Raw genomic sequence first — 17,945 nt, 5'->3', positions numbered from 1 at the left:
TCATGGCTAAGCAATCGATGAAGGCACGCGAAGTCGTTCGCGTAAAACTGGCTGATAAATACCGCGCTAAACGCGAGGAATTAAAAGCTATCATCTCTAGTGTGAACTCTTCCGACGAAGATCGTTGGAATGCGGTTCTCAAGCTGCAAACTCTGCCGCGTGATTCCAGCCCGTCTCGTCAGCGTAACCGCTGCCGCCAAACTGGCCGTCCACATGGTTATGTGGGCAAATTCGGGTTGAGCCGTATCAAGCTGCGTGAAGCCGCCATGCGCGGTGAAGTACCTGGCTTGAAAAAGGCTAGCTGGTAATTACCAATTGAATCACGGGAGTAAAGACAGATGAGCATGCAAGATCCGATCGCGGATATGCTGACCCGTATCCGTAACGGTCAGGCCGCGAACAAAGTTGCGGTCACCATGCCTTCCTCCAAGCTGAAAGTGGCAATTGCCAACGTGCTGAAGGAAGAAGGATATATTGAAGATTTTAAAATCGAAGGCGACACCAAGCCAGAACTGGAACTGACTCTTAAGTATTTCCAGGGCAAGGCTGTGGTAGAAAGCATTCAGCGTGTAAGCCGTCCAGGTCTGCGTATCTATAAGCGCAAAGACGAACTGCCAAAAGTAATGGCTGGACTGGGTATCGCTGTTATTTCTACCTCTAAAGGTGTTATGACCGATCGTGCAGCGCGCCAGGCTGGTCTTGGTGGCGAAATTATCTGCTACGTAGCTTAACGGAGGAAAGAATGTCTCGTGTTGCTAAAGCACCTGTCGTCATTCCTGCCGGCGTAGAGGTAAAACTCGACGGTCAGGTTATTTCGATTAAAGGTAAAAACGGCGAGCTGACTCGTACTCTCAATAATGCTGTTGAAGTTAAGCATGCTGACAACGCTCTGACTTTCGCTCCGCGCGAAGGTTTCACAGACGGTTGGGCACAGGCTGGTACTTCTCGTGCATTGCTGAACAGTATGGTTATCGGTGTTACCGAAGGCTTCACTAAGAAGCTGCAGCTGGTTGGTGTAGGTTATCGTGCGGCCGTTAAAGGCAACGCTGTGAGTCTGGCCCTGGGCTTTTCTCACCCGGTTGAACACGCGCTGCCAGCGGGAATCACTGCTGAATGTCCAACTCAGACTGAAATCGTGCTGAAAGGCGCTGATAAACAGCTGATTGGTCAGGTTGCAGCCGATCTGCGCGCCTACCGTCGTCCTGAGCCTTATAAAGGCAAGGGTGTTCGTTACGCCGACGAAGTCGTGCGTACCAAAGAGGCTAAGAAGAAGTAAGGTAACACTATGGATAAGAAATCTGCTCGTATCCGTCGTGCGACCCGCGCACGCCGCAAGCTCAAAGAGCTGGGTGCAACTCGCCTGGTGGTACATCGTACCCCGCGTCATATTTACGCACAGGTAATTGCTCCTAACGGTTCTGAAGTTCTGGTTGCTGCTTCTACAGTAGAAAAAGCAATCAGTGAGCAACTGAAGTACACCGGAAACAAAGACGCCGCCGCCGCTGTTGGTAAAGCAGTCGCTGAGCGCGCAATCGAAAAAGGCATCACTGGTGTTTCTTTCGACCGCTCTGGTTTCCAATATCATGGTCGTGTCCAGGCACTGGCAGATGCTGCCCGTGAAGCTGGCCTACAGTTCTAAGGTAGAGGTGTAAGATGGCACACATCGAAAAACAAGCTGGCGAACTGCAGGAAAAGCTGATCGCGGTAAATCGCGTATCGAAAACCGTTAAAGGTGGTCGTATTTTCTCCTTCACTGCTCTGACAGTGGTAGGCGACGGTAACGGTCGCATCGGTTTTGGTTACGGTAAAGCGCGTGAAGTTCCAGCAGCGATCCAGAAAGCGATGGAAAAAGCTCGTCGCAATATGATCAATGTCGCGCTGAACAACGGCACCCTGCAGCACCCTGTTAAAGGTGTGCACACAGGTTCTCGTGTGTTCATGCAGCCGGCTTCTGAAGGTACCGGTATCATTGCCGGCGGTGCAATGCGCGCCGTTCTGGAAGTCGCTGGGGTTCATAACGTTCTGGCTAAAGCCTACGGTTCCACTAACCCGATCAACGTGGTTCGTGCAACGCTGGATGGCCTGGCCAACATGAATTCCCCAGAAATGGTCGCTGCCAAGCGTGGCAAATCCGTTGAAGACATTCTGGGGTAATGACCATGGCTAAGACTATTAAAATTACTCAAACCCGTAGTTCGATCGGACGTCTGCCGAAACACAAGGCAACGCTGCTTGGCCTGGGTCTGCGTCGTATTAACCACACCGTAGAGCGTGAAGACACGCCAGCTGTACGCGGTATGGTTAACGCGATTTCCTACATGGTTAAAGTGGAGGAGTAACAGATGCGTTTAAATACTCTGTCTCCGGCCGAAGGGTCTAAACACGCTTCCAAGCGTCTGGGTCGCGGTATCGGTTCTGGCCTCGGTAAAACCGGTGGTCGTGGTCACAAAGGTCAGAACTCTCGTTCTGGCGGTGGCGTACGTCGCGGGTTCGAAGGTGGCCAGATGCCACTGTACCGTCGTCTGCCGAAATTCGGTTTCACCTCTCGCAAATCTATGGTTACGACAGAAGTTCGTCTGTCTGACCTGGCGAAAGTTGAAGGCGGGATCGTCGACCTGAACACGCTGAAAGCAGCCAACATTATCGGTATTCAGATCGAATTCGCTAAGGTTATCCTGTCTGGCGAAGTCACTGTACCGGTAACGGTTCGCGGTCTGCGTGTCACTAAAGGCGCTCGTGCTGCAATCGAAGCTGCTGGCGGTAAAATTGAGGAATAAGTAGCAGATGGCTAAGCAACCGGGATTAGATTTTCAAAGTGCCAAAGGTGGTTTTGGCGAACTGAAACGCAGACTTCTGTTTGTGATTGGTGCGCTGATTGTTTTCCGCATTGGCTCTTTTATTCCAATCCCTGGTATCGATGCCACTGTACTTGCCAAACTGCTTGAGCAACAGCGTGGCACCATCATTGAGATGTTCAACATGTTCTCTGGTGGTGCGCTGAGCCGTGCTTCTATCTTTGCTCTGGGTATTATGCCGTATATTTCGGCCTCGATTATTATCCAGCTGCTGACCGTGGTTCATCCCGCGCTGGCAGAAATAAAGAAAGAAGGGGAGGCTGGCCGTCGTAAGATTAGCCAGTACACCCGTTACGGTACTCTGGTACTGGGCATATTTCAGTCTATCGGTATTGCTACCGGTCTGCCGAATATGCCTGGAATGCAGGGCCTGGTGTTAAATCCAGGCTTTGCCTTCTACTTTACCGCTGTTGTCAGCCTGGTCACCGGAACTATGTTCCTGATGTGGCTGGGTGAACAGATTACTGAACGCGGTATCGGCAACGGTATCTCAATCATAATCTTCGCTGGTATCGTTGCGGGTTTGCCGCCGGCCATTGGCCATACCATCGAGCAAGCGCGGCAAGGCGACCTGCACTTCCTCCTGTTGCTGTTGGTTGCAGTTCTTGTATTTGCAGTGACCTTCTTCGTTGTTTTCGTTGAGCGTGGTCAACGCCGCATTGTGGTGAACTATGCGAAACGTCAGCAAGGCCGTCGTGTCTATGCTGCGCAGAGCACACATTTACCGTTGAAAGTGAACATGGCAGGGGTTATCCCGGCAATCTTCGCTTCCAGCATTATCCTGTTCCCGGCGACCATAGCTTCATGGTTCGGGGGCGGAACCGGCTGGAACTGGCTGACGACTATTTCAATGTATTTGCAGCCCGGTCAACCGCTTTATGTGTTACTCTATGCGACTGCAATCATCTTCTTCTGTTTCTTCTACACGGCGTTGGTTTTCAACCCGCGTGAAACAGCAGATAACCTGAAGAAGTCTGGTGCATTTGTACCAGGAATTCGTCCGGGAGAACAGACGGCGAAGTACATCGATAAAGTAATGACTCGTCTCACGTTAGTGGGTGCGCTCTACATTACTTTCATCTGCCTAATCCCGGAGTTCATGCGTGATGCGATGAAAGTTCCATTCTACTTCGGCGGTACCTCACTGCTGATCGTAGTTGTTGTCATCATGGACTTTATGGCTCAAGTGCAAACTCTGATGATGTCCAGTCAATACGAGTCTGCATTGAAGAAAGCAAACCTGAAAGGCTACGGCCGTTAATTCAGGCGCTTGAGAAGTTACGGAGAGTAAAAATGAAAGTTCGTGCTTCCGTCAAGAAATTATGTCGTAACTGCAAAATCATCCGTCGTGACGGTGTCGTACGTGTGATTTGCAGCGCCGAGCCTAAGCATAAACAGCGTCAGGGCTAATATTTTTCTTGCAAAGTCGGGTTGAGCTGGCTAGATTAGCCAGCCAATCTTTTGTATGTCTATGCGTTTCCATTTGAGTATCCTGAAAACGGGCTTTTCAGCATGGGGCGCATATTTAAATAGTAGGAGTGCATAGTGGCCCGTATAGCAGGCATTAACATTCCTGATCATAAACATACCGTTATCGCTTTAACCGCGATCTTCGGCATCGGCAAGACCCGCTCACAGGCTATCTGTGCATCAACGGGAATCGCTGAAAATGTTAAGATCAGTGAGCTGTCTGAAGAACAAATCGACATTCTGCGTGACGCAGTTGCAAAGTTTGTTGTTGAAGGCGATCTGCGTCGTGAAGTCACCCTGAGCATCAAGCGTCTGATGGACCTTGGTTGCTATCGTGGTTTACGTCATCGTCGTGGTCTTCCAGTGCGCGGTCAGCGTACCAAGACCAACGCACGTACCCGTAAGGGTCCGCGTAAACCGATCAAGAAATAATCGGGGTGATTGAATAATGGCAAAGGCACCAGTTCGTGCACGCAAGCGTGTAAGAAAGCAAGTCTCTGATGGCGTGGCTCATGTCCATGCATCTTTCAACAACACCATCGTGACCATTACCGATCGTCAGGGTAACGCGCTGGGTTGGGCAACAGCCGGTGGTTCCGGTTTCCGTGGTTCTCGTAAATCTACGCCGTTCGCTGCACAGGTTGCCGCTGAACGTTGCGCAGACGCCGTGAAAGAGTACGGTATTAAGAACCTGGAAGTTATGGTTAAGGGTCCAGGTCCAGGCCGCGAATCAACGATTCGTGCTCTGAACGCTGCTGGTTTCCGCATCACGAATATTACTGATGTGACTCCGATCCCTCACAACGGTTGTCGTCCGCCGAAAAAACGTCGCGTATAACGCCCGTTTTTTAGGAATGTTGGAGAAAGAAAATGGCAAGATATTTGGGTCCTAAGCTCAAGCTGAGCCGTCGTGAAGGTACAGACCTCTTCCTGAAGTCTGGCGTTCGCGCGATTGATACCAAGTGCAAGATTGAACAAGCCCCTGGCCAGCACGGTGCGCGTAAACCGCGTCTGTCTGACTATGGCGTACAGTTACGTGAAAAGCAAAAAGTTCGTCGTATCTACGGCGTGCTGGAGCGTCAGTTCCGTAACTATTATAAAGAAGCAGCACGTCTGAAAGGCAATACCGGTGAAAACCTGTTAGCTCTGCTGGAAGGTCGTCTGGATAACGTTGTTTATCGTATGGGCTTTGGCGCCACTCGTGCAGAAGCACGCCAGCTGGTTAGCCACAAATCCATCATGGTAAATGGTCGCGTTGTTAGCATCGCTTCTTATCAGGTAACTCCGAATGACGTTGTTAGCATCCGTGAGAAAGCCAAAAAGCAGTCTCGCGTGAAAGCCGCTCTGGAGCTGGCTGAGCAGCGTGAAAAGCCAACCTGGCTGGAAGTTGATGCAACTAAGATGGAAGGTGTTTTCAAGCGCAAGCCTGAACGTACCGATCTGTCTGCGGACATTAACGAACACCTGATCGTCGAGCTTTACTCTAAGTAAAGCTTAGTACCAAAGAGAGGACACAATGCAGGGTTCTGTGACAGAGTTTCTAAAACCGCGCCTGGTAGATATCGAGCAAGTGAGTTCGACGCACGCCAAGGTGACCCTTGAGCCTTTAGAGCGTGGCTTTGGCCATACTCTTGGTAACGCACTGCGCCGTATTCTGCTTTCATCAATGCCGGGTTGCGCGGTGACCGAGGTTGAAATTGATGGTGTACTGCATGAGTACAGCACCAAAGAGGGTGTACAGGAAGATATCCTGGAAATCCTGCTCAACCTGAAAGGTTTGGCGGTAAGAGTTCAGGGGAAAGATGAAGTTATTCTTACTCTGAATAAATCTGGCATTGGCCCTGTGACTGCAGCCGATATCACCCATGATGGTGATGTCGAAATCGTCAAGCCGCAGCACGTGATCTGCCACCTGACTGACGAGAACGCGGCTATCAGCATGCGTATCAAAGTTCAGCGCGGTCGTGGTTATGTGCCGGCTTCTGCCCGAATTCATTCGGAAGAAGATGAGCGCCCGATCGGTCGTCTGTTGGTCGACGCCTGTTACAGCCCTGTAGAGCGTATTGCCTACAATGTTGAAGCAGCGCGTGTAGAACAGCGTACTGACCTGGACAAGCTGGTCATCGAAATGGAAACCAACGGCACTATCGATCCTGAAGAAGCGATCCGCCGTGCGGCAACCATTCTGGCTGAACAACTGGAAGCTTTCGTTGACTTACGTGATGTACGTCAGCCGGAAGTGAAAGAAGAGAAACCAGAATTCGATCCGATCCTGCTGCGCCCTGTTGACGATCTGGAATTGACTGTCCGCTCTGCTAACTGCCTTAAGGCAGAAGCTATCCACTACATCGGTGATCTGGTACAGCGTACCGAGGTTGAGCTGCTTAAAACGCCTAACCTTGGTAAAAAATCTCTTACCGAGATTAAAGACGTGCTGGCTTCTCGTGGTCTGTCTCTGGGCATGCGCCTGGAAAACTGGCCGCCCGCTAGCATCGCTGATGAATAACCCGATCACAGGTTAAGGTTTCACTGAGAAGGATAAGGTCATGCGCCATCGTAAGAGTGGTCGTCAACTGAACCGCAACAGCAGCCATCGCCAGGCTATGTTCCGCAATATGGCAGGCTCTTTGGTTCGTCATGAAATCATCAAGACGACCCTGCCTAAAGCGAAAGAGCTGCGTCGTGTAGTTGAGCCGCTGATTACTCTTGCCAAGACCGACAGCGTAGCTAATCGTCGTCTGGCATTCGCCCGCACTCGTGATAACGAGATCGTGGCAAAACTGTTTAACGAGCTGGGCCCGCGTTTCGCGAGCCGTGCCGGTGGATACACTCGTATTCTGAAGTGTGGCTTCCGCGCTGGTGACAACGCTCCGATGGCTTACATCGAGCTGGTTGATCGTCCAGAAGCTCAAGCAGAAGCAGCAGAGTAATTTCTGCCGCAATCTGGAAAAACCGGGCTTCTGGCCCGGTTTTTTTATATCCGTAATTTCCCCTCTTTTTCTTAACGCGCTATCCTGTCTGCTCCCTTCTCGTTCCGCGAGGTCGCTATGTGGTTATTTGACCAACTGGTAGAGCAACACATCTCTGAAGCCCAACAAAAGGGCGAATTCGACAATCTTCCCGGCAGCGGTAAAAAGTTGGAGCTGGATGATGACAGCCATGTTCCGCCTGAACTTCGGGCCGGCTACCGTTTGCTGAAAAACGCTGGCTATCTGCCGCCCGAGCTGGAGATGCGACGCGAAGCGGTTGAACTGAATGAACTGCTTGCCGGTATCCAACCAGAGGATGAGCGGTATTCGCAACATGCCAGGCGCCTTGCGCTGCTTGAAAGCAAATTGCGCCAGGCCGGAATGAGCACCGACTTTCTCAGAAATGAGTATGGCGAACGGCTGCAGCAGCGGCTTTTTGGAGATAAATAGTGTACAAAATTGGTCAGCTGGCGAAACTGGCGGACGTTACACCCGACACGATCCGTTATTACGAAAAACAGCAGATGATGGAGCACGAGATCCGCACGGAAGGCGGCTTTCGCCTTTATAGTGAAAACGATCTGCAGCGTCTTAGATTTATTCGCTACGGCAGACAGCTGGGCTTCAGCCTGGAGGCTATTCGCGAGCTGCTGTCGATCCGCGTCGATCCCGAGCATCACACCTGTCAGGAATCGAAAACCATTGTGCAGGCAAGGCTACAGGAAGTGGAAGGTATGATTGCTGAACTGCAGCGTATGCAGCGATCGCTAAAGCGGCTCAACGATGCCTGTTGCGGCACGGCTCACAGCAGCGTTTACTGTTCTATTCTGGAGACGCTGGAAAAAGGCGCGCTGGCGCCGGAAGCGGATTGATTTTTAGCCTTACTGCTTCTATATTCATTGCCGGATTAATTAAAAGGTAACCATGATGACCAAATATCAGCACCAAAAAGGCACTATTCGCGATAACGCGCTTGAGGCTCTCCTGCACGATCCGCTGTTCAGGGCGAGGATCGAAGCCAATAAAAAAGGCAAAGGTAGCTACCGGCGTAAAGCAAAACACGCAGCCCGGGAGGCCAGTGGTAAAGCGGACTTTACCACTGGCCTTCTGCTTTCAGGGCAGAAAAAAACCGCCGTGGAAGGCGGTTCTTATCGTAGCGTCGGTTTTATACCTGACCGTTTTTCTGCTTCAGCAGATCGCGGATTTCCGTCAGCAGCGTTTCTTCAGCGCTGATTTTAGGCGCTGGTTTTTCTACTTCTTTCTTTTTATGCAGCTTGTTCATCAGCTTGATAGCCAGGAAAATGGCGAAAGCGACAATTACAAAATCAAATACGTTCTGCAGAAAGATACCATATTGCATGACAACCGCTGGCGTATCACCGGCGGCGGGTTTCAATACCCAGCCAAACTGTTTGAAGTCGATCCCGCCAATCAATAATCCCAGCGGTGGCATAATAATATTCGCCACCAATGAAGAGACAATTTTACCGAATGCGGCACCGATGATTACGCCGACCGCCAGATCGACCACGTTGCCGCGCATAGCAAAATCGCGAAATTCTTTGAATAAACTCATTGTTTTCTCCTTTCCTGTGCCAATTGGTAAGTCTAACAAACGAACCGGCTTTTGCCATATCAGGTAGGGAGAAAAGCGCGATGGCTGCCGAAAACAGCAGCGGTAAGAGTATTAGCTCGCCAATCCCTGGCCGCGAACAGACATTCCTGTTTGGAAGGCTATAAGAAGAAGGGGCTTGGCTGGAACAGCCTTTCCACGTCAGGAACAAATTTCTTATCGGTCAGGAACATGATCACATGATCGCCTTGTTCGATGCGCAGATTATCGTTGGCGATCATCACGTCGTCGCCGCGGACGACCGCACCTATAATAGTGCCCGGCGGTAGCTTGATGTCGTCAATGGTTCGTCCAACCACGCGCGACGTGGTTTCATCGCCATGGGCGATCGCTTCGATCGCTTCCGCAACGCCGCGACGCAGTGAGGAAACGCCAACAATATCCGCTTTACGAACGTGGCTCAGCAGCGCGGAAATAGTGGCCTGCTGCGGCGAAATGGCAATATCGATCACGCTGCCCTGCACAAGATCCACATAGGCTTTACGCTGAATCAGCACCATCACTTTTTTCGCGCCCATCCTTTTCGCCAGCATGGCCGACATGATATTCGCTTCATCATCGTTGGTTATCGCGATAAAAAGATCTATCTGATCGATATGCTCTTCGGCCAGCAGCTCCTGATCTGAAGCGTCGCCATAGAACACAATCGTATTTTGCAGCAGCTCGGCCAGCTCGGCGGCGCGCTGCTGATTGCGTTCAATCAGCTTCACGCTGTAGTTCTTCTCCAGGCGCTGCGCTAGGCCCGAACCGATATTGCCGCCGCCTACAATCATGATGCGTTTATAAGGTTTTTCCAGACGCTGATATTCGCTCATCACTGCGCGAATGTGCTGGCTGGCAGCGATAAAAAAGACTTCGTCGCCGGCTTCCACAATAGTCGAGCCTTGCGGCCGAATAGGACGATCCTGACGAAAAATAGCGGCAACGCGCGTATCGATATGCGGCATATGTTCACGCATGGTCGCCAGTGGATTTCCTACCAAAGGCCCGCCGTAATAGGCTTTGACCACTGCCAGACTGACCTTGCCCTCGGCGAAGTTAACTACCTGCAGCGCGCCTGGATATTCGATCAGACGATAGATGTTGTCGATAACAAGCTGTTCGGGCGAGATCAGATGATCGATCGGCACCGCTTCCGGAATAAAAAGCTTCTCCGCATCACGCAAATAGTCTGGCGCGCGAATACGGGCGATACGGTTCGGCGTATTGAAAAGCGAATAGGCCACCTGGCAGGCGATCATATTCGTCTCGTCCGAGCTGGTTACCGCAACCAGCATATCGGCATCTTCCGCGCCCGCTTCACGCAGCACGCGCGGATGCGAACCGTGGCCCTGCACAACGCGTAAATCGTATTTATCCTGTAGCTGACGCAGGCGGCCGGAATCCGTATCCACCACGGTAATATCGTTGTTTTCACCTACCAGGTTTTCGGCAAGCGTGCCGCCGACCTGACCGGCGCCAAGAATGATGATTTTCATTGTGCTTCAGTCTGTTCAGGAGAAAGGATCGGGCCGGGAAAACCGGCCGCTACGTTATTTCTTTATCAGTTTCGCATAGTAAAAGCCGTCGCCGCCCTGAGCATCAGGAAAAACCTGAATCCCGGGCTGTTTTACATCACCCGTTTCCGTTAGCGTGGCATCGCTATGGCGAGTCAGGAAGTCCGCGATCTGCAGATGATTCTCTTCCGGCAGCACGGAGCAGGTGGCGTAGAGCAGCGTACCGCCTGATTTCAAATGCGGCCAGATAGCTTCCAGGATACGTTGCTGAACGGTGACCAGCTCCTGAATATCGCGATCGCGGCGCAGCCATTTGATATCCGGATGGCGGCGGATCACGCCGGTCGCCGAGCAGGGCGCATCCAACAGAATGCGGTCGAACAGCCTGTCGCCGCACCACTTTTCGGGAGTCGTGCCGTCGCCTATCTTCACTTCGGCGGTCATATTCAGGCGCTGCAGATTTTCGCTGACTCTGGCCAGGCGCTTCGCGTCGATATCAACGGCCATTACTTTGGCTTCAGGCGCCGCTTCCAGTATATGCGTAGTTTTCCCGCCCGGTGCGGCGCAAAGATCCAGAATACTTTCGCCGTTTTGCGGCCCCAGAAGCGCGACGCAACCCTGCGCGGAAGCATCCTGTACCGTCACCCAACCCTGATCGAAGCCGGGCAGCTGCGACACGGCGCAGGGCGTTTCCAACCGCAACGCATCGGGGTGAAGCGGATGAGGTTCGGCATCTTTGCCCGCTTCCTGCAGCAGCTTCAGCCAGGCTTCACGGCTATGATGCTGTCGGTTTACCCGCAGCCACATCGGCGGACGCTGATTATTAGCCTCCACGATCTGCTGCCATTGCTCCGGCCAGGCGGGCTGCAGCCTTGTCAGCAGCCATTTCGGATGCAGATGCCGCTGTTCGCCCTCAGCCATCGCCGTAGTCAGCTCGTCCTGTTTACGCTGGAACTGCCGCAGTACACCGTTAATCAGCCCTTTGAGCTGCTGTCGTTTGAGCGCAATCGCGCCTTCCACCGTTTCCGCCAGCGCGGCATGTGCAGGAATACGGGTGAACATCAGCTGATAAAGGCCAACCATAATCAGAAAATGTACGGCACGCTGTTTTCCGGTTAGCGGACGTTCCATCAGCTGACCGATAACCCATTCCAGCTGCGGCAGCGTGCGCAGGACGCCGTAGCAAAGTTCTTGCAGCAGCGCGGCGTCTTTCTCCGGCAGCGATTTTTGCGCGGCAGGGAGCACGTTGCTTAACGACTCTCCCTGCTCGACTACTTTTTCAATAGTCATGGCAGCCACGCTGCGCAGATTGGTATTTTTTTTCATAGGATCGCTTTAAAAATCGCCCGACGCGAGGCCGGGCGAAAGGTCAGGCAAGAAGAGTGCCGGGGTTAAACCATTCACGGCGGGAGTTAAGAAGATCCTGCGCTTTCATGGCTTTTTTGCCGGCAGGCTGTAGCTCTTCGATATTCAGTACGCCATCGGCGGTAGCCACCTGGATGCCGTTTTTATCCGCCTGAACGATTTCGCCAGGCTGTTTTGCGACGTGCGGCAGCACTGAAGCTTTCCAGACCTTCACCGGCTGGTCGTCAATGGTGAAATAGCTGACTGGCCACGGGTTAAAGGCGCGGATACAGCGTTCCAGTTGGGCAGCAGAGAGCGTCCAGTCCAGTTTAGCTTCTTCTTTACTAAGCTTTTCGGCATAGCTAACCAGCGCTTCATCCTGCACTTCCGGCTTCGCGCTACCGCTGGCAAGCTGCTCAAGCGTCGTCAGCATCCCCTGCGGCCCAAGTTCGGCAAGCTTCTGGTAGAGGCTGGCGCTGGTATCGGAAGGCTCAATCGGGCAGGCAAGCTTATACAGCATATCGCCGGTATCCAGCCCAACATCCATCTGCATGATAGTTACGCCGGTTTCCGCGTCGCCAGCCCAGAGCGAGCGCTGAATGGGCGCCGCGCCACGCCATTTAGGCAGCAAAGAGCCGTGTACGTTAATGCAGCCAAGACGCGGCATAGCGAGCACGGCAGCAGGCAGGATCAGACCGTAAGCCACCACGACCATGACGTCAGCCTGGAGCTCGGCGACCAGTCGCTGATTCTCTTCGGGACGCAGGGACTTCGGCTGGAACACAGGAATGCCATGCTGCTCAGCCAACTGTTTAACCGGGCTGGCCGTTAGCTTATTGCCGCGGCCGGCCGGCCGATCGGGCTGAGTGAAAACGCCTACTACTTTGTGGCTGGAAGACAACAGCGCGTCGAGATGACGCGCTGCAAAGTCAGGCGTGCCGGCAAAGATAATATTCAAAGAGTCGGACACGGGGTTCCCTTCTTCAGATGGTGATCAGTCCTGGGCACTCTGGCGATAGAGCTTTTCCAGCTTTTTGCGGATGCGATCGCGTTTTAGCGGCGACAGATAATCGATGAAAAGCTTGCCGACCAGATGATCCATTTCATGTTGAATACAGATAGCCAGCAGGCCGTCTGCTTCCAGCTCATAGCTTTTGCCTTCGCGATCCAGCGCACGAATTTTAACTTTTTCGGCGCGCGGCACCAGCGCCCGCTGTTCCGGGATAGAAAGACAGCCTTCTTCAATGCCGGTGTCGCCGCTTTTTTCCAGCAGCTCCGGATTAATCAGCACCAGGCGCTCGTCGCGGTTTTCAGAAACGTCGATAACGATAATGCGCTGGTGGATATCTACCTGCGTCGCCGCCAGACCAATGCCTTCTTCGGCGTACATGGTGTCAAACATATCATCCACGATACGCTGAATATCGGCGTTAACTTCGGCAACGGGCTTAGCGACGATGCGAAGACGATCGTCGGGATAATGTAATACCTGCAAAACGGACATAACTTTCCAGATTTGTGTTCAAGGAATAGGAGATTTATTCCTCTTATTGTAGACATTTCGCCTTGTGATTGACAGCATTCCCGCTACGTAACCAGAGCACAGGGCAGGGATGGCACTATGACGACAACGGAAGTTTGGCTGCGTCTGTCAGCCGTAAAACAGTTATCGGGTGCGCGGCGTGAAGATATCGCGGCCAGGCTGCGGCAAACTGCAGTCTTCGATAAAGAAGCGTTACTCCAGGCGGGGCTTACGCCTGAACAGAGCGGGGCGTTTCTCGCCTTCGATAAAACGGCCATTGAAAAGACGCAGGCATGGCTGGAGCAAGAGAATCATCACTATATCCCCTGCGACAGTAACGCTTATCCTGCTTTACTCAAAAATATCCCTGATTTTCCCGCCGCGCTTTTTGTGCAGGGCGATCCGTCGCTACTTATGACGCCGCAGATTGCTATCGTCGGCAGCCGTAACTGCTCTGCTTACGGCAGGAACTGGGGAACCTGTTTCGCGCAGACGCTGGCGTTGAGCGGCATTACTATTACCAGTGGCCTGGCGTTGGGGATAGATGGTGTCGCCCATCGTGCCGCTTTAGAAGTGGGAGGAAAAACGCTGGCGGTATTAGGCAGCGGCTTACAGCATATTTATCCTCGTCAGCATCTCTTGCTGGCAAAAGAGATTGTCGCTGCCGGCGGCGCGCTCGTTTCTGAGTTTCCTCTTGCCGCCGCGCCGCTTGCCTGGCATTTTCCCTGGCGTAACAGAATTATTAGCGGTCTTAGCCTTGGCGTGCTGGTGGTGGAAGCAGCTCTGAAGAGCGGCTCCCTGGTCACCGCCAGGCTGGCTCTGGAGCAAAACCGCGACGTCTACGCGCTGCCTGGCGCACTCGGCAATCCCGGTAGCGAAGGTACGCACTGGCTTATCCAGCAGGGCGCGCTGCTAACCGACCACCCCAATACCATCCTGGAGCAGCTGCAAAGCGATCTGCAATGGTTGCCGCTGATGGAAAATTCCACAATATATTCTGCTGACGAAGACATTAGTGCATTGCCATTTCCCGAGGTGTTGGCTAACGTAGGAGATGAGGTAACACCTGTTGACGTCGTCGCTGAACGAGCCTGCCAACCTGTGCCAGTCATCGTAGCTAAGCTGCTTGAGCTGGAGTTAGCAGGTTGGATTACAGCTGTACCCGGCGGCTATGTCCGATTGAGGAGGGCAAGCCATGTTCGACGTACTGATGTATTTATTTGAAACGTATATCCATAGCGAAGCAGAGATGCGCGTCGATCAGGATAAATTGACGGACGATTTAACCGATGCCGGTTTTCATCGTGAAGATATTTATAATGCGTTGAACTGGCTGGAAAAGCTGGCGGATTATCAGGATGGGCTGACGGCGCCTTTTATGCTGGCGGCGGATCCGCTTTCCATGCGGATCTACACCGAGGAAGAGAGCCAGCGGTTAGATGCCAACTGTCGGGGATTCATTCTGTTCCTGGAACAAATTCAGGTGCTGAATCTGGAGACCCGGGAGATGGTTATCGAGCGCATCATGGCGCTGGATACGCTGGAGTTCGATCTCGAAGATCTCAAATGGGTGGTATTGATGGTGCTGTTTAACATTCCCGGATGTGAAAACGCCTATCAACAAATGGAAGAACTTCTTTTCGACGTCAATGAAGGAATAGTGCACTGAAGAAATTCTTCGTGTCGTAAATGCTATGAATAAAACAGCGCTTTTCGCTGTGCGAAAAAACGAACCTTGCCCACAGTGCGGGGCGGAGCTGGTCATTCGCTCAGGAAAGCACGGCGCTTTCCTGGGCTGTTCGGCTTATCCCGAATGCGATTATATTCGCCCCCTTAAAAATCAGGCCGATGGCCACATCGTTAAAATACTTGAAGGGCAGTTTTGCCCGGTCTGTCAGGCGGAGTTGGCTTTGCGTCAGGGCCGCTACGGAATGTTTATCGGCTGTAGCCGCTATCCCGAATGCACGCATACCGAGCAGATCGACAAACCTGACGAAACTCCGCTGGTCTGCCCGCAGTGTCGGCAGGGAAAACTGGTGCAGCGGCGCTCGCGCTATGGCAAAACTTTTCACGCCTGCGAGCGTTATCCGGACTGCCAGTTTGCGGTAAACTTTACGCCGGTAGAGGGCGAATGCGAGTTCTGCCATTTTCCTCTTTTAATTGAAAAAAAGACCGCGCGCGGCGTCAGGCGCTTCTGCGCCAGCAAAGCCTGCGGCAAGCCAGTCACAGCAGGAAACAGCATTGAAGAATAACTTTCCGGCAGGTTCGTTAAACGCCTGCCTTACGCATCTGCAGCAGGATGAAGTGATCGCCTATCCAACCGAGGCCGTATTTGGTCTTGGGTGCAATCCCGACAGCGAAGCCGCCGTTATGGCCTTGTTGGCGTTAAAACAGCGCCCGGTTGAAAAAGGGCTGATACTGATCGCGGCAGATTATCAGCAGCTGCAGCCATACGTTGATGAAAAGCAGCTGAGTGCCGAACAGAAAGCGAAAATGTTCTCTTTTTGGCCTGGCCCGGTAACCTGGGTCGTGCCGGCCAACGCCGCTACGCCGCGCTGGCTGACGGGGCGCTTTGATTCTCTGGCGGTGCGGGTCAGCGATCATCCTCTTGTGCGCCAGCTGTGTGAGGCGTTTGGCCGGCCGCTGGTTTCAACCAGTGCCAATCTTACCGGCCTTCCACCTTGCCGCAGCGCAGCAGAGGTTCATCAGCAGTTCGGCGAAGCTTTCCCGGTACTGGCTGGAGACACGGGCGGCAGAACCAATCCTTCCGAAATTCGCGACGCTTTAACCGGCGAACTGATCCGACAGGGATAAACGATGCGGAATTTTGCAGTTTTTGGCAATCCAGTCAGTCACAGCAAGTCGCCGCGTATTCACCAGCTCTTTGCGGAGCAGATGAATATCGCCCATCCTTATGGTCGTATCTGTGCGCCAGTAGAAGGTTTTACACAGGCGATAGCGGATTTTGTCGCGCAAGGCGGCGCAGGCGCTAACGTTACGCTCCCTTTTAAAGAGCAGGCCTACAGGCTGGTGGATGTATTGAGCGAGCGCGCCTCGCTGGCTGGCGCAGTGAATACTATAAAGAAGTTGGAAGATGGACGGCTGCTGGGTGACAACACCGATGGCATCGGTCTGCTCAGCGATCTGGAAAGGCTGGCGATGATCAAGCCTGGCGATCGCGTGTTGCTGGTGGGCGCGGGCGGGGCGGCGCGTGGCGTTATTCTGCCTTTGCTCTCTTCTGGCTGTAGTCTGACTATTACTAACCGAACGCTGGCAAAAGCTCAGACGCTGGCTGAACTCTTTCAGCAGGCTGGTGAAATTGTCGCTCTGCCTGCGGAGCAGCTGGAAGGGATGCCGTTCGATCTGATTATCAACGCGACCTCCAGCGGCGTTGGCGGCGAAGTGCCTGCTATACCTGCTTCATTAATTAATCAGCATAGTCGTTGTTACGATATGTTCTACCAGGCTGGCGCGACGCCTTTCCTGCGCTGGTGTCGTGAACAGGGCGCCGTGATAATGGCGGACGGTCTGGGCATGTTGGTAGGGCAGGCGGCCTGGTCCTTCTTCCTTTGGCATGACGCGCTACCTGACGTTGAGCCGGTGATTGCCTTATTAAAGGCAGAGCTGCAGCAATGAATCAGGCCATCCTTTTCCCTGAAAGGGAATGGTGGGACGAAACGGCTAAAGCGATCTGCTTCCCGGCGCTGGTTAACGGCTTTCAGATCCTCTGCGCCATTAGCGACGAGTCTATGATTCGCCGGTATGGTAATGAAAAGACGGCGCTGGAGAACTTTCGTCAGCACCGCTGGGATTTGGAAGATGAGGCGGAAGAGGCAATCAAGGCCGAAAGTGAGGACGATCAGGGATGGATGTGGCTCTCCTGAGCCAGATAATCGTCTTTCCAGCTTACATAGTTATGTGAAGAGTAAAGCAGACCGCTGATTTCCGCTTCGGTAAGCGGTCTGATCTGTTTTACCGGACTGCCAAGATAGAGGTAGCCACTTTCCAGCCGCTTACCGGGCGGCACCAGACTGCCTGCACCAATCATCACATCCTCTTCTACTATGACGCCATCCAGTAAGATCGATCCCATTCCTACTAAAACACGATTACCTATCTGACAGCCATGCAGCATGGCCTTATGGCCCACGGTAACATCCTCGCCTATTACCAGCGGATAGCCTTGCGGATTGGCAGCAGATTTATGAGTGACGTGTAACACGCTACCGTCCTGAATATTACTGCGTTTACCGATGATAACTTTATTAACGTCGCCGCGAATGGCGACCAGCGGCCAAATGCTGACATCATCACCCAACTCCACATCGCCAACCACCACACTTGCCGGATCGACCATCACTCGTGCGCCGCATTGCGGAACTGTATCTTTATAAGGACGTAAATTTTGTGACATAACGAATTCTCTCTGCTGAAGGATCGTTGGATCGTACTATGACAGTCGTAGTTTTCCGTAAAATAGTGCTATTTTCGCTCACATTGTTTGATAACGAAACGATAAGCGCGAAAATTACACGGTCGAAAAGAAAGATCGAAAAAAGACTTGTGCAATTAAAACGGATCCCTATAATGCGCAACCACTGAGACGGCACAACGGTTTACACCAGCGGCTCAGCAGGTTCAGGAAGCTGAACCGCC

General features: G+C 52.8%; 29 protein-coding genes. 23 read left to right on the top strand and 6 right to left on the bottom strand.

Annotation, left to right across the window (positions count from 1 at the left end):
* Window positions 1-2: 2 nt before the first annotated feature.
* From rpsN to MKZ79_RS21290, 17 genes are all read left to right on the top strand, one after another.
* Window positions 3-308, top strand: coding sequence for a 30S ribosomal protein S14 (rpsN, locus tag MKZ79_RS19170; protein WP_052902737.1), 306 nt, complete (start codon window positions 3-5; stop codon window positions 306-308).
* A gap of 30 nt (window positions 309-338) precedes the next feature.
* Complete coding sequence (rpsH, locus tag MKZ79_RS19165) at window positions 339-731, top strand: 30S ribosomal protein S8 (RefSeq protein ID WP_336144227.1); 393 nt, start codon at window positions 339-341, stop codon at window positions 729-731.
* Window positions 732-742: 11 nt separating this feature from the next.
* Window positions 743-1,276, top strand: coding sequence for a 50S ribosomal protein L6 (rplF, locus tag MKZ79_RS19160; protein WP_246761067.1), 534 nt, complete (start codon window positions 743-745; stop codon window positions 1,274-1,276).
* Window positions 1,277-1,285: 9 nt separating this feature from the next.
* Window positions 1,286-1,639, top strand: a complete 354-nt coding sequence (gene rplR, locus MKZ79_RS19155) for a 50S ribosomal protein L18 (protein WP_004160572.1) — start codon at window positions 1,286-1,288, stop codon at window positions 1,637-1,639.
* Window positions 1,640-1,653: 14 nt separating this feature from the next.
* Entirely contained in the window at window positions 1,654-2,154 is a 501-nt protein-coding gene (gene rpsE / locus MKZ79_RS19150) for a 30S ribosomal protein S5 (RefSeq protein WP_004160571.1), read from the top strand.
* Between the two features lie 5 nt (window positions 2,155-2,159).
* Complete coding sequence (rpmD, locus tag MKZ79_RS19145; protein WP_004160569.1) at window positions 2,160-2,339, top strand: 50S ribosomal protein L30; 180 nt, start codon at window positions 2,160-2,162, stop codon at window positions 2,337-2,339.
* 3 nt (window positions 2,340-2,342) lie between these two features.
* Window positions 2,343-2,777: a 50S ribosomal protein L15 gene (rplO, locus tag MKZ79_RS19140; RefSeq protein WP_336144225.1), complete on the top strand. Its 435-nt coding sequence runs from the start codon at window positions 2,343-2,345 to the stop codon at window positions 2,775-2,777.
* A 7-nt stretch (window positions 2,778-2,784) separates the two neighbouring features.
* Window positions 2,785-4,116, top strand: a complete 1,332-nt coding sequence (gene secY / locus MKZ79_RS19135) for a preprotein translocase subunit SecY (RefSeq protein WP_124233601.1) — start codon at window positions 2,785-2,787, stop codon at window positions 4,114-4,116.
* Between the two features lie 32 nt (window positions 4,117-4,148).
* Window positions 4,149-4,265 (top strand): 50S ribosomal protein L36, encoded by a 117-nt coding sequence (gene rpmJ, locus MKZ79_RS19130; protein ID WP_004160566.1) that lies wholly within the window; start codon window positions 4,149-4,151, stop codon window positions 4,263-4,265.
* Window positions 4,266-4,400: 135 nt separating this feature from the next.
* The gene (rpsM, locus tag MKZ79_RS19125) at window positions 4,401-4,757 is read left to right on the top strand and encodes a 30S ribosomal protein S13 (RefSeq protein ID WP_048917626.1); all 357 of its coding nucleotides are present in this window, start codon (window positions 4,401-4,403) and stop codon (window positions 4,755-4,757) included.
* Between the two features lie 16 nt (window positions 4,758-4,773).
* On the top strand, window positions 4,774-5,163 hold the full coding sequence (gene rpsK, locus MKZ79_RS19120; protein ID WP_034899652.1) for a 30S ribosomal protein S11: 390 nt from the start codon (window positions 4,774-4,776) through the stop codon (window positions 5,161-5,163).
* A 32-nt stretch (window positions 5,164-5,195) separates the two neighbouring features.
* Window positions 5,196-5,816, top strand: a complete 621-nt coding sequence (gene rpsD / locus MKZ79_RS19115; protein ID WP_336144224.1) for a 30S ribosomal protein S4 — start codon at window positions 5,196-5,198, stop codon at window positions 5,814-5,816.
* A 25-nt stretch (window positions 5,817-5,841) separates the two neighbouring features.
* Window positions 5,842-6,831, top strand: coding sequence for a DNA-directed RNA polymerase subunit alpha (locus tag MKZ79_RS19110; protein ID WP_002919219.1), 990 nt, complete (start codon window positions 5,842-5,844; stop codon window positions 6,829-6,831).
* 40 nt (window positions 6,832-6,871) lie between these two features.
* Complete coding sequence (gene rplQ, locus MKZ79_RS19105) at window positions 6,872-7,255, top strand: 50S ribosomal protein L17 (RefSeq protein ID WP_120458461.1); 384 nt, start codon at window positions 6,872-6,874, stop codon at window positions 7,253-7,255.
* Window positions 7,256-7,372: 117 nt separating this feature from the next.
* Window positions 7,373-7,744, top strand: coding sequence for a DUF1992 domain-containing protein (locus MKZ79_RS19100; RefSeq protein ID WP_336144223.1), 372 nt, complete (start codon window positions 7,373-7,375; stop codon window positions 7,742-7,744).
* Window positions 7,744-8,166, top strand: a complete 423-nt coding sequence (zntR, locus tag MKZ79_RS19095) for a Zn(2+)-responsive transcriptional regulator (protein WP_336144222.1) — start codon at window positions 7,744-7,746, stop codon at window positions 8,164-8,166. The genes MKZ79_RS19100 and zntR overlap by 1 nt, the downstream gene beginning before the upstream one ends.
* 55 nt (window positions 8,167-8,221) lie before the next feature.
* Entirely contained in the window at window positions 8,222-8,527 is a 306-nt protein-coding gene (locus tag MKZ79_RS21290) for an alternative ribosome-rescue factor A (RefSeq protein WP_442897178.1), read from the top strand.
* Here the strand turns inward: MKZ79_RS21290 and mscL are convergent.
* From mscL to def, 5 genes are all read right to left on the bottom strand, one after another.
* The gene (mscL, locus tag MKZ79_RS19085; RefSeq protein WP_336144221.1) at window positions 8,460-8,870 is read right to left on the bottom strand and encodes a large-conductance mechanosensitive channel protein MscL; all 411 of its coding nucleotides are present in this window, start codon (window positions 8,868-8,870) and stop codon (window positions 8,460-8,462) included. The two genes, MKZ79_RS21290 and mscL, sit on opposite strands and share 68 nt — an antisense overlap.
* Before the next feature lie 158 nt (window positions 8,871-9,028).
* Window positions 9,029-10,405, bottom strand: a complete 1,377-nt coding sequence (gene trkA, locus MKZ79_RS19080; protein WP_336144220.1) for a Trk system potassium transporter TrkA — start codon at window positions 10,403-10,405, stop codon at window positions 9,029-9,031.
* Between the two features lie 54 nt (window positions 10,406-10,459).
* Window positions 10,460-11,749 (bottom strand): 16S rRNA (cytosine(967)-C(5))-methyltransferase RsmB, encoded by a 1,290-nt coding sequence (gene rsmB, locus MKZ79_RS19075; protein ID WP_336144219.1) that lies wholly within the window; start codon window positions 11,747-11,749, stop codon window positions 10,460-10,462.
* Between the two features lie 43 nt (window positions 11,750-11,792).
* Complete coding sequence (gene fmt / locus MKZ79_RS19070) at window positions 11,793-12,737, bottom strand: methionyl-tRNA formyltransferase (RefSeq protein WP_336144218.1); 945 nt, start codon at window positions 12,735-12,737, stop codon at window positions 11,793-11,795.
* A 24-nt stretch (window positions 12,738-12,761) separates the two neighbouring features.
* Complete coding sequence (gene def, locus MKZ79_RS19065) at window positions 12,762-13,271, bottom strand: peptide deformylase (RefSeq protein ID WP_336144217.1); 510 nt, start codon at window positions 13,269-13,271, stop codon at window positions 12,762-12,764.
* Window positions 13,272-13,388: 117 nt separating this feature from the next.
* Between def and dprA the strand changes: the two genes are divergently transcribed.
* From dprA to MKZ79_RS19035, 6 genes are read left to right on the top strand one after another with little or no spacing between them, the layout of a single operon-like run.
* Window positions 13,389-14,513, top strand: a complete 1,125-nt coding sequence (gene dprA, locus MKZ79_RS19060; protein WP_336144216.1) for a DNA-protecting protein DprA — start codon at window positions 13,389-13,391, stop codon at window positions 14,511-14,513.
* On the top strand, window positions 14,485-14,958 hold the full coding sequence (gene smg, locus MKZ79_RS19055; RefSeq protein WP_336144215.1) for a DUF494 family protein Smg: 474 nt from the start codon (window positions 14,485-14,487) through the stop codon (window positions 14,956-14,958). Before dprA ends, smg begins: the two co-directional genes overlap by 29 nt.
* Before the next feature lie 25 nt (window positions 14,959-14,983).
* Window positions 14,984-15,541 carry a DNA topoisomerase family protein gene (locus MKZ79_RS19050; protein ID WP_336144214.1) on the top strand — a complete coding sequence of 186 codons (558 nt, stop codon included), beginning with the start codon at window positions 14,984-14,986 and terminating at the stop codon, window positions 15,539-15,541.
* A complete protein-coding gene (gene tsaC, locus MKZ79_RS19045) occupies window positions 15,531-16,103 on the top strand; it encodes an L-threonylcarbamoyladenylate synthase type 1 TsaC (RefSeq protein ID WP_442897177.1) in 573 nt (190 codons plus the stop codon). The genes MKZ79_RS19050 and tsaC overlap by 11 nt, the downstream gene beginning before the upstream one ends.
* Window positions 16,104-16,106: 3 nt before the next feature.
* A complete protein-coding gene (gene aroE, locus MKZ79_RS19040; RefSeq protein ID WP_336144213.1) occupies window positions 16,107-16,925 on the top strand; it encodes a shikimate dehydrogenase in 819 nt (272 codons plus the stop codon).
* A complete protein-coding gene (locus MKZ79_RS19035; RefSeq protein WP_336144212.1) occupies window positions 16,922-17,173 on the top strand; it encodes a DUF1488 domain-containing protein in 252 nt (83 codons plus the stop codon). The genes aroE and MKZ79_RS19035 overlap by 4 nt, the downstream gene beginning before the upstream one ends.
* Here the strand turns inward: MKZ79_RS19035 and MKZ79_RS19030 are convergent.
* A complete protein-coding gene (locus MKZ79_RS19030; protein WP_336144211.1) occupies window positions 17,149-17,703 on the bottom strand; it encodes a gamma carbonic anhydrase family protein in 555 nt (184 codons plus the stop codon). The two genes, MKZ79_RS19035 and MKZ79_RS19030, sit on opposite strands and share 25 nt — an antisense overlap.
* Window positions 17,704-17,945: the final 242 nt, after the last annotated feature.

The sequence above is a fragment of the Erwinia sp. CGal63 genome (genome assembly GCF_037026505.1).
Taxonomy (GTDB): Bacteria; Pseudomonadota; Gammaproteobacteria; order Enterobacterales; family Enterobacteriaceae; genus Erwinia.
Note: the sequence above shows the minus strand (reverse complement) of the source record. Positions and strands in the feature narration are given on the sequence as shown.